Source organism: Candidatus Zixiibacteriota bacterium (assembly GCA_040752595.1).
Taxonomy (GTDB): Bacteria; Zixibacteria; MSB-5A5; order WJJR01; family WJJR01; genus JACQFV01.
Genome location: JBFMGX010000043.1, coordinates 12,582 through 27,849, shown reverse-complemented (window position 1 = coordinate 27,849; position 15,268 = coordinate 12,582). Strand labels below are relative to the sequence as shown.

The window sequence follows — 15,268 nt, the reverse complement described above, 5'->3', positions numbered from 1 at the left end:
TCCGACGCCCGGCGTGACCGCCATTCGATTCGGGAGATCGGATGAAAACCTTCCGTTATACCATAAGCGCCTGGTTGGTTCTGTCGACCCTGTGCATCTCGGCTGTACCCGGACGCAGCGTGCGTTCTTCCATCCCGCCGCCGTCGACGGACCATGCACGTTCTGGCGCCACCGCGCCTGTCACTGTCCCCTCACCGGCCGCGGTGAAGCCGGCCCAGGCACAGAACGACAGTTTGGCGCTATCTGACCTGAACAGTGGCCTGACCCCCTTGGACGTCGTCAATAACCTGGTCGGGACGTCCGCCATCATGATTTCCAATGTCCGATACAACGGTTCCCCGGAAGCGATGGGCGTCTTCCACGGCGGCCGCGGGATTATCGGCTTCGACTCGGGGATCGTCCTGAGCACCGGTTCTGTTCTCTACACTGTCGGCCCCAACCTGTTCGACAGCGTCTACCGGGCCCACGACCTCCCCGGCGATGATGATCTCAACACGCTCATCCCCGGCCTGGAGACGTACGACGCCGCCGTGCTCGAGTTCGACTTTACCTGCGACAGTGTCCAGAATATCGCCTTTGAGTATGTCTTCGGCTCCGAGGAGTACAACGAATTCGTCGACTCCAGCTACAACGACGTCTTCGGGTTCTTTGTCAACGGCGTCAACATCGCGCTGTTGCCCGACCGCGTCACGCCGGTGTCGATCAACACCGTCAACGGCGGCAACCCGTTCGGAACACACGCCACCAATCCGGCGTACTACCGCAACAACGACTGCAATGACGGCGGCTGCCCGATCAACACCGAAATGGACGGTCTGACCGTCGTCCTGGTGGCCTCCACCGCGATTCAGCCGGGGACAAATCACATCAAGCTCGCCATCGCCGATGCGACCGACGAGCTCTATGACTCCGACGTCTTCATCCGCGCCCGCAGTCTGATCTGCGGCGAAATCCCCAATGCGCCGCCGCGATGCACGCTCGACCCGCCCGGGCCGTTCACAACCAATGTCGGGCGGCCGCTTTCGTTCACCGTCCACGCCGTCGATGCCGACACGGGGAATACGATCACGCTGGACCTTCTGGACAATCTGCCGGCCGGCGCGGCGATGGCGCCGCCACTGCCTTTCACCGGCGGCTCCACAGGAATCACATCGACGTTCGCCTGGACCCCATCAACAGAAGGGCAGGCAACGCTGCGGTTCCGGGCCACGGACAACCGGGGACGCTCCGACACGGCGACCACCCAAATCACGATCCGCGAAGGCGTGCCGCCGCGCGTGCTCGACGCCGATCCGCCCAATGGCGCCCTCGATCTCCCGTGGAATAGAGAGATCGCCATCCGGCTCTCCGAGGCCGTCGTCGAGTCGCTCCTCGACTCCACTGTCCAGGTCACATCGCGACGTCACGGGCGTCTGCCGGCCACGGCATTGCTCTTCTACAGCGACGATTGGCTGCTGCTGATAGATGGGGACTGGCCGCCCGACGACGAGATCACGATCCGGCTCAATGCCCGGCTCACCGATCTGGCAGGGAACGGCTTTGACGGGAACGGCAACGGCATCGCCGAGAGTTCACCGGGTGATGATTATGTCTACACGATGACGACGCGTCCCGGCGTCCGTCCCGGGGATGCCAATGATGATGGAACTGTCGACGAACGCGACATCCTTCCGTTGGCGCGTCACTGGCTTCGGACAGGCCCGACCCGGCAACGCAGCGACGTCCCCTGGGCTCTGGAGCCCGCCGAGACGTGGATCCCACGCGACGCCACTTACGCCGACTGCGACGGCAACGGCATCGTCGACTCCCTCGACATCTGCCCCATCGCCGACTTCTTTGGATTCGTCGCGGCCGCCAAGATCGGCTCGGGCCTGGCAGAACTTCAGGAGTCGGCGGCGCGCAGTGACGACTTCATCCACGCCTTGTCCGGCGCTCTCTTGGAATGCCCTCGTGTCACAGCGGCCGTCCGGGCACAGGTATTGCACTGGTTGCAGTCGCAGAGCACGGCGCATACGCCAGTGCCCCACGGCTATCGACTGGATCAGAATTACCCCAACCCGTTCAACGCCGGGACCATCATCCGGTATGCGCTTGGCGCCGACGCCGATGTCACCCTGGACATCGTCGACATCCTCGGCCGCCCGGTGCGCACGTTGGTCAGCCAACATCAGATGACGGGAGAGCATGATGTGCTCTGGGATGGTACCGACGACCGTGGCGAGGCGCTGGCCTCAGGCGTCTACTTGTGTCGCATGCGTGCCAGCGTTGATGTACTGACGAGAAGGATGATCCTGATCCGCTGACCCACTGGCTTCGCGCGGCTAACAGGTTGCCCGGTAGGGGCGGACCCGCCGGGTCGCCCTTGGGCAAGGGAGTGCCTCGCCCCTACGCACGTCACAGTGGGGCTTTGTAGGGTGGGCTCCGCCCACCACTTCACCGACTGCCACGTGTCTGCTTTGTATCCGCAGAGATACGCTGAGAGGTACGCGTCACTTGCGCAGTACAAGCCACAGCGCCGACGATAGATCCCGGTACCGGAAGTCGAAGCCGCTCTCCAGGAGACGCGCTGGCACAACACGGGTCGATGACAGCAGAAGCTCGTCGGCCATCTGGCCGAACATCAGTCGCAATGCCGCGGCCGGAATCGGAAGAAACGCCGGTCGATGGAGCACGCGCCCCAACGCCCGGGCAAACTCACGATTGGTCAGTGGTTCCGGCGAGACAACGTTCACCGGTCCCGACGTTCTTTCATCGCCGATGACGTGGGCGACAACGCGCACGAGATCGTCAATGGCGATCCAACTCACCCACTGTTGGCCGTTCCCCATCGGACCGCCCAGCCCCAAGCGGAACGGCGTCAGCATGCGCACCAGCGCCCCGCCGTGCGCCGAGAGCACCATCCCGAAACGGAGATTCACCACACGAATCCCCGCTGCCGTGGCGGGACCCGTGGCCTCTTCCCAGGCACGACAGACATCCGCCAGGAAGCCGGAACCTCGACTGTGGGTCTCATCGAGGATCGTATCGCCGCGGTCGCCGTAGTAGCCAATCGCTGACGCCGACAACAGCACACGCGGTCGCGGCTGTGCCTGGGCCAGCGTCGTGCACAGGCGCGCCGTGGCATTGGCACGACTGGCGAGAATCCTCTTCCTGCGCTCCTTTGTCCAACGGCCGGATGCGAGATTCTCCCCCGCCAGATGAATGACCACGTCCGTGGTCGAGACTGCCGTCGGATCAAAAGCCCCGGTCGCCGGGTTCCATGCGGCCTCGCCGGGATCTGGTACTCCGTCGACCCGGCGCAGTCGGACGACCTCATGCCCGGCCGCGGCCAAGGCCGGCGCAAGCGCAGAACCGATCAACCCGCCGGAGCCGGTCATGGCGATCTTCATGTGGGCGATGGTACTCTGTGCGGCCGTTCCGCGCACGACTTCTTTGCGCGAGTTACACGAAGGAACGGAAGAACGGACGAACGTGCGGGATCCTATGCGTATGTCGCGGCGGCTTCGGAGGGTGCTCCAACGGCGGCGCACGGTAGCGTGATCACGACCTGCGTTCCGCCTCCCTCGCGTGGTGTGGCTGTGATCGTCCCGCCCTGGGCGCGAATCAGGCGGTCGGCAATCAGCAGCCCATATCCGCGGTCGCCCTCTTTGGTCGTAACACGCTCGCGGAATAACCGGGGCACAAGCTCCTCCGGAATTCCCGGACCATCATCCGCGATGGTCCACGTCACCGTTTCCTGCGCGGGATCGAATCGCGTGGACAAGGCCACTGTGTGGTCTGGCCCACCGGCGGCGGTCAGGGTCTCCGCCGCGTTCCGCAGCAATATGTAGAGCACATGCTGCAGGGCCGAGGGGTCGCAGATCAGCGCCGGGACATCATCACCCCAGTCCGTTGTGATCGCAATCCGCTTGAAGAGCTTTTGGGGATGGAGGAAGACGATCTCGTGGTCGAGGAACGGGGTCAGTTCGACCTCGGTTCGTTCCCCGACCGGATGCCGCGACCGCAACAACCCCTCCGTGAAGATGCTCATCTGGGTGACGGTGCGGCGGATGTTCTCCACTGTCCGTTCGACCTTCGGCGAAGTGGACTCGCCCAAATACATGGGCAGCAGCTCGGCATTCCCGGACAAAACGGCCAGGTGGTTGTTGACCTCATGGGCGATTTCCCCGCCCATTTCGCTCTTCGCGGACAGATACTGCTGCTCACGGACTTGATACTCGGCCACGCGCTGACCGCTCTGATCTTCGATCATCCAGACCCGCATGTCGGTGCTGCCGTGATCCGAGATCGACACCGCCGTGATTCGGCAGGGCAACTGGCGCCCATCGGGCGTGACGAGCTCAATCTCCCCTCGCCAAGAGGCTCCGGACTTGAGCTTCGCCTCGGTGTCAGCGCGGGCGGCCGCGTCGACCGGGACCACCCAAGCCCACAGATCCGATCGCGTGGTGTGGCCGAACAAGCGTTCGGCGGCCGGATTGGCCGCCAGAATGCGGTTGGCAGCATCCGTCACGATGATCGGGTGGGGAACGGCGGCCACGACACGTTCCCGCCGCCCCGCCAGGGTCGAAAGCTGGGCGTTGGTCGTCTCCAGCTCCCGGATTCGGCTCTCCGCTTCCTGCAGACGTTCCCGATCGGACTGGCGCGCGCGGGCCATCAGTACCTGGAGGATTCGCTGTGCGATGCCGGCATGAGCCGTGAAGATGCGGCAGAGACTCTCTCGAGAGAGGACGAAGAACTCGCAATCGGTGTCACACACCGCCGTGGCGCCGTGCGGCGAGCCATCGATCAGAGCCGACTCGCCGATGAACTCGCCTCGACCGCGGCGGGTCGAATCCCGGCCGTCCCCCGCCCGGGTCGTCACCAAGCGTACGTCGCCCCGGCGGACGATGTAAACGCGTTCCGCCGGGTCCCCCTCGGCAAACAACACGGTCCCGGAAGCCGCCCGGCAGGGTTCCAGTTGCGAGTGCACCAGAGCCAAAAGGTCATCAGAAAGGGCCAACGTCGACACATCGGCGACCTGCTCCACTGCCAGCTCCGGCAACTGCGTCATAATGCGGTACCCTTCACGCCCCTCCCCTATTGAGGCGTGCTCTTTTACTATCGACATTCGGGCAAGTTCGGTTGAGATCGTCCAGTGGCACCCCAATTGGGCGCCCACACCCCGCGCACCTCGGATTAGGTCCCCCAGGACTCCAGAATCGGTTTCACAACCCATGAGGTGTGCGGTCGGGTGCCCACACCCGACCGCAGCGCCGGGTGTGGACACCCGGCGCCACGGGGCTGCGGCTTAGCCCTTGCGATTCTGAAACCGATTGTGGGAACTCGCCGGAACCAATGCCCCCATCGTCTGCGCCCATCGCGGTTGCCTGGACCAAAACAGTCGTAATTCAGGTGCCATCGCAGAAAATCACTCCTTGCTTCATGTGACCACTGTCTCGTACTCTGCTGCCGAAGTGCGTTCGCACGGCCGATACCCAAGAAGGACGTGATCGATCATGATTTGCGATGGGGGAATCGAATGAACCGTCTTCGCATACTCGCAACCATCGCCCTGGTGCTGACGACGGTCACAGCGGGGCAGGCCACGGTCTTCTCCGGGCGGCTGGGTGTGTCAAGTTACGTCTGGGAAAGGAGCGAGGTCGACTCCACCGACACCCGCCATGTGCAGAATGTCGGCACAGCCAGTTTGCGACTGGCCCGGATCGGAGGGCGGGACATCGAGGTCTCCACGTCCCTGCGTGGCCGCTACGATCTTCGCAACGCTGGCGATAATCTCGATGACTATCACGTCTACAGCCTGCAATGCCGTTGGCGTGACCTCGCGCAAGTCGTCGACCTGACAGTCGGACGGCATTTCGTTTCTTGGCCGGTGTCCCCGGTCTCGATCGATGGCGCCTCGCTTTCGGTCCATCCGGGACACGGCTTTGCGCTGTCCGGATATGCGGGAGTCTCGGTCCCGGACGACGGGCGCCTGAGGGTGCAGACCGCGGCGGAGGGGCAGGCCCTGGGTGTTCAGCTCGGGTATCGCGCGCGTGCGGTCGGCAGCATGTCTGTCTTCTTCGCACAGCACGACCGCGCCCGCTTGTACGGTACCTTCGCGGTGGACAATCTGGCCTACCGGACCCTGGGGCTCGATTGGCGCCGACCGGTGGCGCGTTTCGGTTCGCTCTATGGCCAGTTCACCTATGAAATGCCGACGCAGCGGATGAGTCGACTGCATCTCTCAGCGCGCTGGCAGGCGTCGCCGAACGTCGCCCTCAATGGCCAGTTCCGCTACCGGCGTCCCGATCTGCCGTACAACTCGATCTTCTGGGTCTTCGGCGATGCGCGCTACTATGACTGGCGACTCCGCACGAATATCCGCCTGAACGACGTCTGGTCGGTCACCGCCGGCGGCGCCTACGTCGATCTCGTCGCCGGGCACGTTCTCCGCTATGACCTCGGCGCCACACACCGCTACTTCAACCTGACGCTGCATGCCCAGAGCGGGCGCACGGGCAGTACATTCGGCGTCAGCGGTGAAGCACAGTACCCGATCAGCCACCGTTGGACCCTGCACGGTGGCAGCCGCTTCGACTCCTACGAACTGATCGAGGATCAAGCCGACGCCAACACCGCCACCGCATGGTGGGCCGGGGCACGTTGGGATTGGGTGCCGCAATCCACGCTCGAGCTGGAGGCGCAGTTGGTGACTCAGGATCTGAACACGGAACGACTCTTTGCCGGTGACAAATCAGATGTCCGCCTGCTGGCGCGCATCAGTTGGTGGTTCTTCCGACGTCTCGATGGGATGGAACAGACTCGTCTTCCATAGGGGGCGGGCGTTGTCCGCGGGCCGTGGCGGACCGTTCTTGGCCGCGTGGCCCGGGTGATTCAAGGGAATGAAACGCGTGTCCGAAAAGGGGATCTTCCCATGAAGCGGTCCATACTGATCAGCGCTATCGTCTCGGGGGCTGCCATACTGTCCGTCGCAACGGTATCAGCGCGCAAGAAATTGGACTTCAGTTTCTCCCATCGCACACACCTGGAAAAGGTCGGCGTGACGTGCGATGCATGCCATGCCGGTGCGACGACCGCGATCACGGCAGCCGTCAACCTGCTGCCCCAACCGGACGTGTGCATCACGTGCCACGAGGAAGCCGATTTCCCCGGCAAGAACTATACGCCCGATATTCTCCCCGAGCGGGAGGTGATCTTCGACCACCAGAAGCATGTCGACTCCCTGAAACTCCTCTGCAACGTCTGCCACGCCGACGTTGAACGAGCCGGCAAAGCTCCATCGGCGGCCCTTCCGGCCATGAGTGTCTGCGTCGACTGCCACCGACAGAAGGGGATCTCCGACGATTGCTCCATCTGCCATACGCGTGTCGAGACGCGTCGTCCCGCCGACCATGTGGCCGATTGGATGCTCGATCACATGGAGGTGGCCCGTCAGGAAGCCCGCACCTGCGAGACCTGTCACCGTCAGACCTACTGCCAGGAATGCCATGCCGGACCCGCGCTCGGGCTGGCGGTCAAAGGCGACGCCTCCGCACCGGTAGACCACATTGGACCTTTGGCCACCGCACAGGAGGGGAAGGACATCCTGATCCTCCAACGTGTGCACGAACTGAACTACCGGTACATACATCCAGTCGACGTCAAGTCCAAGAAGTCGGACTGCTCCGTGTGCCACGAGACGCGGGCCTTCTGCGTGACGTGCCACAAGCCGGAGAACGACCTGGAACGCTACCGCCCCGTCTGGCACGACGTCTCCGCCTTCACGTTCTCCGGACACGCGGAATTGGCCCGCAACGACATTGAAGTCTGCGCCCGGTGCCACGATCGCGACGTCGCGGAGCCCACCTGTCTGCGCTGCCACAGGTCCATTGTCTCGCCGCACACCGAGGGGTTCATGCGCGATGTCCATGGCCCGTGGCATGACGACGACAACGCCGTTTGCTTCGTCTGTCACGATCCGGGCCCCCGCATAGCGGGCCAGGGATTCTGCGGCAAGTGCCACGGCGGCGAAGACGATTGAGCCCGCTCTGCTTATCCGCTTTGGTGAGTGATGATCCCGACTCGGGCCGCAGGTCCCCAAGGCCGCAAATCCGGCTGTTTTGGTTATATTGCGCGCCATGCGCCGCGGAAGCCCGACCAAATGAGTCCGTGGACAGAACGCTTGCCCAAGCGTTGTCGCTCTGTCCGCTCAATCCCGGACCGATTCAGACCGATATGAACTGTGTGACAAGGATCACGAAAACTGTTGACATTTATCCATTCCTTGTGCACAGTGTTGTGTACGTGTTCTTGGGGACGTGCGGGATACGATACATCGTCGAAGGGCTGAACGAAGGGAGGATGGGATGGCACGATCAGGAAAGATCGGGCGAACCGCACTGGCCGCTCTATTGCTGGCGGGCGCGGTCGGTTGCGCCGATGATGACAAGGGCACGAACGGCGGCCCGGTCGAGCTAAAGTACATCGGCGCCGCCAAGTGCCAGAGCTGTCACGAGGAGGAGTACGCCAAATGGGCTTCCTCCGGGCACCGCTACAAACTCAACAAGGTCACCAACGGTCAGCAGCCGGTCTACCCGCACGGTCAGGGCCTGCAGCTTCCCGCAGGGAAGACATGGAGCGATGTCACCTATGTTATCGGCGGTTACGGGTGGAAGGCACGATACCTCGACAAGGACGGGTACATCATGACCGGCGACGCGGTGCAGTACAACCTCCCCCGCGCCGACCTCGGTCTGCCGAACGGAGCCATGGCGGCCTACGAAAAGGAGCTGCCCCGCAAGGCCTACACCTGCGGCGAGTGCCATGTCACCGGCTGGCAAACCCTGGCCGAAAACGGCGGGCTGCACCAAGACAGTCTCGCAGGGATCGAGGGGACCTGGTTTGAAACCGGGATCACGTGCGAGCGCTGCCACGGCATGGGCTCACAGCATGAGGCCGACCCGAAGAAGTCCAACATCAACATCACCCGTACCTCCGACCTGTGCGGCGAATGCCATTTCCGCGACACCAACCACGGTATCCTTGCCTCAGGCAGCTCACCCAATCAGTTCATCCAGCACCATGAGCAGTACGACGAGATGATCTCCGCCGGACACAGAGCCCTCCTCTGTACCTATTGCCATGATCAACACACAGGCGTCTACGCTGCCAAGTACCAGCCGAGCAAGCCCGCCGGCATCAAGGTGGAGTGCGCGACCTGCCATGCCGCCGAAGCGTCAAAAAACAGCCATGTTGTCGATGTCGACTGCGAGGACTGCCACTTGGCCCGGGCCGGAAAGTCCGGCCGCTCGGTCAATATCTACAAAGGCGACATTCGCACACATATCTTCAAGATCACCACTGATCCCTATCCCAAGGACTCGATGTTCTATGTCTCCCAGACCGACGGTAAAGTATACGCGCGCGGCTTCATGACGCTGGACTTCGCATGTTATGGCTGCCACAAAGACGCCAGCGGCGTGGGTGGCTCCGCCAGCCAAAAGACCCTGGCTGAGTTGTCCACCAGAGCCAGGGGAATCCATACCGCCTCCGCGGCACTGGCCAACCAATAGCCAAGCTGTCCGGACATTCGGTCGGGCAAACCAGCGGGCTTCGTCTGTGGACGGGGCCCGCTCTTTGTCGTGTTTTCGTCCGGGATCGGTGCCGATCATGGTGATCACGGGGTACAAGATTCTCTCGAATTCTGCTCTGCGTGCTCGCGCCCAATCATGTGTGGCCGCGCATGCCGGACGAGAACACTCCTCCATAGGCACTGAACCGGATCGCTCCGCCTGTCAGTTTCTCCGCCCGACTTGTGAACTGCTTCGCTTTCAGGAGTGAGAATGTCGTATATTTTCCGGGGCACCGGGATTTCCGCCGGACGGTTCCGATGGACTGGACACTGACGCGCAGGAGTCGATGATGCCCCACGGTTCCTCCCCGCCATGGCGGCCACAACCCCGTCAACGCCGCCGCAGCCAAAGGTCATCGGCGCCGGTTCGTCCGGGTGGCCTCCTTTTCCTCGCTTGAGTGCTGGCCACTGGGACGGCTGTCGCCGAAAACAGCGTCTGCGCCGCCTGCCACGCGGAGTCCGGTTCCACCGGGGGGCGGGATCGCTCATTCATGGCACCGCCATCGCACGGCCGGATCCTGTTGTAGCCCGGCCAAGACTCCTCTATCATAGAGCAGGCGCGGCCATATGGAGCTTTGTCCCAGCAGCTTGCACGCTTGGTGCCTCGCCTCGGGAAGGAGGCATTCAGCGTCCGTCAATTTCACGACGAAAATTGTGAACATTTTCCCATTTGTGCCGGATGGGAGCGTATATTCTGCAAACTGTCCGGATTCCGGACATGGGTCTGCAGAGGGCGAGTGGATCTCAGGAGCACATGATGCGGCGTGACCAACTCAGGTCAAAGCGGACGACACAGGGGTGCCGTCGTCCTCTCCCCAACGTCGTCTTGGCGGTGGTAGCTGCCTTCCTTATTGCCTGGCTCGGAACAGCGGCAGCGGCGGCCGACAACAGCGCCTGCACGGCATGTCACGGGGATCGATCGAACTTCACCGACTTCGGGACGCGGGCCGACTCGTTGACCGTCACCGAAAACACACTCAGCGGCTCGATTCACGGGGAACTGGAATGCACGGCGTGCCACGCCGACTTGGGCGGCGTGACCGATTTCCCCCACGCGGAAAAACTCGCAAAGGTCAACTGCGGCTCCTGCCACCAGGAGGAAGGATCGATCTACCAATGGCATGGCCGTCTGAAGATCGGGGAGAACCCGGACGTACCGCGCTGTGCCGACTGCCACGGCACACACGACATACTCCCGTCGAGTGATCGCCACTCACGGGTCAACCCGCTTCTGCTTCCCCAAACCTGCGGTCTCTGTCATGAGAATCTCGACCTCATACACAAGTACGAGATGCCGCTCGAGCGTCCTGTGGGGGTCTTCCGATCGAGCATCCATGGCCGGGCCTCCCTGGGTGGTATCCACATGGCAGCCACCTGCAAGGACTGCCACTCCGCCAAGGGATCGGCCCATGTCATCCTATCACCCGGCAACACCGAATCATCGACGAATCACTTCAATATTCCCCAGACCTGCGGCCGGTGCCACTCCAACATCGAGCAGGATTACTGGGAAGGAACCCACGGGCAGTTGACCGCTCGTGGCCAACCCGACTCCCCGGTCTGCACCGATTGCCACGGCGAACACGGGATCCTCTCGCCACGGGATCCCCGCTCGCCGGTCAGTGCGACCCGTGTCGCGGAAGCCACTTGCTCACCCTGCCACGAATCGGCGCGCTTGAACGAGAAATACGGTATCCCCACCGGACGACTGAAGACCTGGGTCGACAGCTATCACGGTCTGAAGAGCCGAACCGGCGATGTCACGGTCGCCAATTGCGCCTCTTGCCACGGCGGCCATCGGATCCTGCCGCATACCGACTCGACCTCTTCCATCTACCCGGCCAACCTGCAGGAGACCTGCGGAAACTGCCACCCGGGAATCTCCGCGGCCGCCGCCAAGGCCCCGATCCACGGCACGCCGGGAGTCACGCGAACTCCGGCCGCCGCCATCGTGCAGAACATCTACATCATTGCGATCATCGTCATCATCGGCGCGATGGTGCTGCACTGGTTGATCGACTTGCGCAAGCAGATACACCTGGTCAATCTCAGGAAGCAGATCCGCCGCATGACCACGAATGAGGTCTGGCAGCACACGTTCCTCATGGTAACCTTCATCGTGCTGGTCGTCACCGGCTTTGCGCTGCGCTTCTCCGAGGCGTGGTGGGTGCGGATCCTGTTCGGTCGGGAAGGCGGATTCCCGGTGCGAGGGGTGGTGCATCGGGTGGCGGCCATCCTGTTCATCCTCAGTGCGATCTGGCATGTGGCGTACCTCTTGACCCGGCGCGGTCGACAGTTCATCGTCGACATGATGCCGCATAAACGGGACTTCGTGCAATTCGTTCAGATGATGGCTTACAACTTGGGGCGTCGCGTCGACCGGCCCCGCTGCGGTCGCTTCAGCTACGTCGAAAAGGCCGAGTATTGGGCCTTGGTGTGGGGCACAGTGGTCATGGTCATATCCGGGTTCTTCATGTGGCAGGAATCGGTCGCCGTCCGGTGGTTTCCCAAGGGATTCTTGGACGTCATGTTGGTAATCCACTACTATGAAGCGTGGCTGGCCACGCTGGCGATCGCCATCTGGCACATGTACTCGACGATCTTCAATCCCGCCGTCTACCCGATGAACCCGTCGTGGTACACCGGCCGGATGCCGGAGGACATGCTGCGTCACGAGCATCCCGATGATCCGTCTCTGCAGCACGGAGGACGGGTTGAATACCCCGACGGCGTGGTCTCGCCGGAGAGTGACGTGCGCCATGAACAACCCGCGGAGTCGACGCCGCGGCGGGAGCGCCGTGCGGATACGGAGTGTTGATCGTCGTGATGCGGACGCGGACCATCCCCTGGATTGTCGTACTCGTTGTCCTGCTGTTGCCCACCCAGCTCCAGTCGCAGTCGGTCGACGACTGCATGGTTTGTCACGCGGACCCAACGCTGACCACCGAGCGCGGCGGGAAGACTGTCACACTCCACGTCGACCTCTCCCATCTGGCCGTCTCGGCCCACCAGGGACTCGAGTGTACTAATTGCCACGCCGACCTTGAAGGCAGCGAGTTCCCTCACAAGACATCCGTGAAACCGGTCGACTGCGGCACCTGCCACGAGGAGATTGCCGCCCTCTATCGCGGCAGTCTTCATGGACAACTCGTCGCCGCAGGGGCGCCCTTGGCGCCACGCTGTTGGGACTGTCACGGCGCCCACGATATCCGGCCGACAGGCGATGATTCCTCTCAAGTCACCAAGTTCAATATCCCGTTCATGTGCGGCCGTTGCCACAAGGAGGGCACACCCGTCACCCGGACTTACGACATTCCGCAGGATTCGATCCTCGACCACTATTCCGAGAGCATGCACGGGGGGGGGCTGTATCAGAAGGGACTGACTGTCACGGCGGTCTGCACCGACTGCCACACCGCCCACAATGTGCTGCCGCACACCGATCCGCGTTCGAGCATCTTTCGGGACAATGTGCCCCGCACCTGCGCCCGCTGCCACCGACGGATCGAGGATGTCCACCAGAAGTGGATCCGCGGCCAACTCTGGGAGAAAGAACCGCACAAGATTCCGGTCTGCGTCGACTGTCACCAACCCCACCGTGCGCGCAAGCTGTTCTATGAGGAGGGGGTCTCGGACCGTGAGTGCATGCGTTGCCATGCCCAACCGGACATCCAGACCACCAGAGACGGACAGGTCGTCTCTCTCTACGTCGATTCGGTGGAAGTCCACAACGGTATCCACAGGCGTTCCGGGGTGACCTGCGCCCAGTGCCACACCGGCGCCACGCCCTCGCTCCACGAACGTCCCTGCCGCACCATCACCAGCCGGGTCGATTGCTCTGTGTGCCATGCCCAGGTGGTGGCGACGTATGCGACCAGCACCCATGGGATGCTGGCCGACCGCGGCGATCCCAATGCACCCGGATGCCACGACTGTCACGGGCTCCACGGGACGCGCGACCGTCGCGATCCCCAGTCGTCCAGCTACCCGACGCACGTCCCGAACTTGTGCGCCCGCTGCCACCGCGAAGGCGAGAAGGCGGCCCTACGCTACACGGGCGACGAGCACGATATCGTCAACAACTACATCGAGAGTATCCACGGCAAGGGACTCCTCGAAAGCGGGCTCGTGGTCACGGCGATGTGCACCGACTGCCACACCGCCCACCATGTCCTGCCGCACGACAGCCCGGAATCCAGCATCAACCGGGCCAACATCCCCAAGACCTGCGCCCGCTGTCACAACGGCATCTACGAGCAGTTCTCTCAGAGCATTCACTCAACAACTGTGTCGCAATCCGACAAACCTCTGCCGGTGTGCAATGACTGCCATACATCGCACACGATCCGGCGCACCGGCGAAGAGGGATTCAAGCTGGCGATCATCAATCAGTGCGGGAAATGCCACGAGGATGTCACGCGGACGTATTTCGACACCTTCCACGGCAAGGTCTCGAAGCTCGGCTACACGGTGGCGGCCAAGTGCTACGACTGCCATGGGGCTCACGACATTCTGCCGCCGACCGAACCACGCTCGCACCTGTCACGCGCCAACATCGTCAAGACCTGCGGCCGCTGCCACGCCGGCTCACACCGTCAGTTCGCCGGCTATCTCACGCATGCCACGCACCATGATCGGCATAAGTATCCCGTCTTGTACTATACGTTCTGGTTCATGAGCACACTGTTGATCGGCACGCTGGCCGTCGCCGGCGTCCACACGATCATGTGGCTGCCCCGCTCGTACCAGATGCGCAAGCAGATGCGCGCGGTGCGGCAGCAGTCACACGCGTTGGAGTTCAAGCGCTTCACCCGCCGGCAACGTCAATTGCATATCCTGGTCATCATCAGTTTCCTCGGACTGGCGCTGACCGGCATGACGCTCAAGTTCTCCTACTTGGGATGGGCACAGACGGTCTCGCGGCTCCTGGGCGGCTTCGAGCAGGCCGGGTTCATCCACCGGGTCTGCGCCGTGATAACCTTCTTCTACTTCGGCGCCCACCTCGTGGATCTGATCGGCCGGAAGCGGCGCAGCCGGCAATCGTGGTGGCGGTTCCTGCGTGATAAGAACTCGATGCTCCCCCACCGTAACGATTGGCTGGACCTCAAGGCCAGCATCCGCTGGTTCTTGGGACGCGGCCCCCGTCCCGCCTACGGCCGGTGGACGTATTGGGAGAAGTTCGACTATTTCGCGGTCTTCTGGGGTGTCATCGTGATCGGCTCCACCGGATTGCTGCTGTGGTTCCCGGAGTTCTTCACCCGCTTCCTTCCGGGGTGGTTCATCAACGTGGCGACCATCATCCATTCCGATGAGGCGCTGTTGGCGGTCGGCTTCATCTTCACGGTCCATTTCTTCAACACGCATTTCCGTCCCGACAAGTTCCCCATGGACACCGTGATCTTCACCGGGCGCGTGCCGTTGGAAGAGTTCCAGCACGACCGCCCGCGGGAATTTGAGGAACTTGTCAAGACGCGACAGATTCGCCGTCACCTGACCGAGCCGCTGCCGGCAGTGGTAGTCCGCGGCATGAAGATCTTCGGCTGGGTCGCGCTGTCCATCGGACTGATTCTCATCGCGCTGATCATTTGGGCGGAAGTGTTCGGTTATCGATAAATCATGACGGACGGAGACATCACAGAGAGCGCGGTGGCATAGCCG

The 15,268-nt window shown here is 62.7% G+C and carries 8 protein-coding genes; 6 read left to right on the top strand and 2 right to left on the bottom strand.

What is annotated here, in order from left to right; translation table 11 throughout:
- The first annotated feature begins 41 nt into the window (after window positions 1-41).
- Window positions 42-2,303, top strand: coding sequence for a choice-of-anchor L domain-containing protein (locus tag AB1792_10155; protein ID MEW5702578.1), 2,262 nt, complete (start codon window positions 42-44; stop codon window positions 2,301-2,303).
- A gap of 186 nt (window positions 2,304-2,489) precedes the next feature.
- Here AB1792_10155 and AB1792_10150 read toward each other — a convergent pair whose 3' ends face one another.
- A complete protein-coding gene (locus AB1792_10150; protein ID MEW5702577.1) occupies window positions 2,490-3,389 on the bottom strand; it encodes a TIGR01777 family oxidoreductase in 900 nt (299 codons plus the stop codon).
- A 92-nt stretch (window positions 3,390-3,481) separates the two neighbouring features.
- Entirely contained in the window at window positions 3,482-5,050 is a 1,569-nt protein-coding gene (locus AB1792_10145) for an ATP-binding protein (protein MEW5702576.1), read from the bottom strand.
- Between the two features lie 468 nt (window positions 5,051-5,518).
- Between AB1792_10145 and AB1792_10140 the strand changes: the two genes are divergently transcribed.
- From AB1792_10140 to AB1792_10120, 5 genes are all read left to right on the top strand, one after another.
- Window positions 5,519-6,814 (top strand): TonB-dependent receptor, encoded by a 1,296-nt coding sequence (locus tag AB1792_10140; protein ID MEW5702575.1) that lies wholly within the window; start codon window positions 5,519-5,521, stop codon window positions 6,812-6,814.
- A gap of 99 nt (window positions 6,815-6,913) precedes the next feature.
- Complete coding sequence (locus tag AB1792_10135) at window positions 6,914-8,020, top strand: cytochrome c3 family protein (GenBank protein MEW5702574.1); 1,107 nt, start codon at window positions 6,914-6,916, stop codon at window positions 8,018-8,020.
- Window positions 8,021-8,345: 325 nt separating this feature from the next.
- The gene (locus AB1792_10130) at window positions 8,346-9,551 is read left to right on the top strand and encodes a multiheme c-type cytochrome (protein MEW5702573.1); all 1,206 of its coding nucleotides are present in this window, start codon (window positions 8,346-8,348) and stop codon (window positions 9,549-9,551) included.
- 813 nt (window positions 9,552-10,364) lie between these two features.
- Entirely contained in the window at window positions 10,365-12,428 is a 2,064-nt protein-coding gene (locus AB1792_10125; GenBank protein ID MEW5702572.1) for a cytochrome b/b6 domain-containing protein, read from the top strand.
- Window positions 12,422-15,223: a cytochrome c3 family protein gene (locus AB1792_10120; protein MEW5702571.1), complete on the top strand. Its 2,802-nt coding sequence runs from the start codon at window positions 12,422-12,424 to the stop codon at window positions 15,221-15,223. Before AB1792_10125 ends, AB1792_10120 begins: the two co-directional genes overlap by 7 nt.
- Window positions 15,224-15,268: the final 45 nt, after the last annotated feature.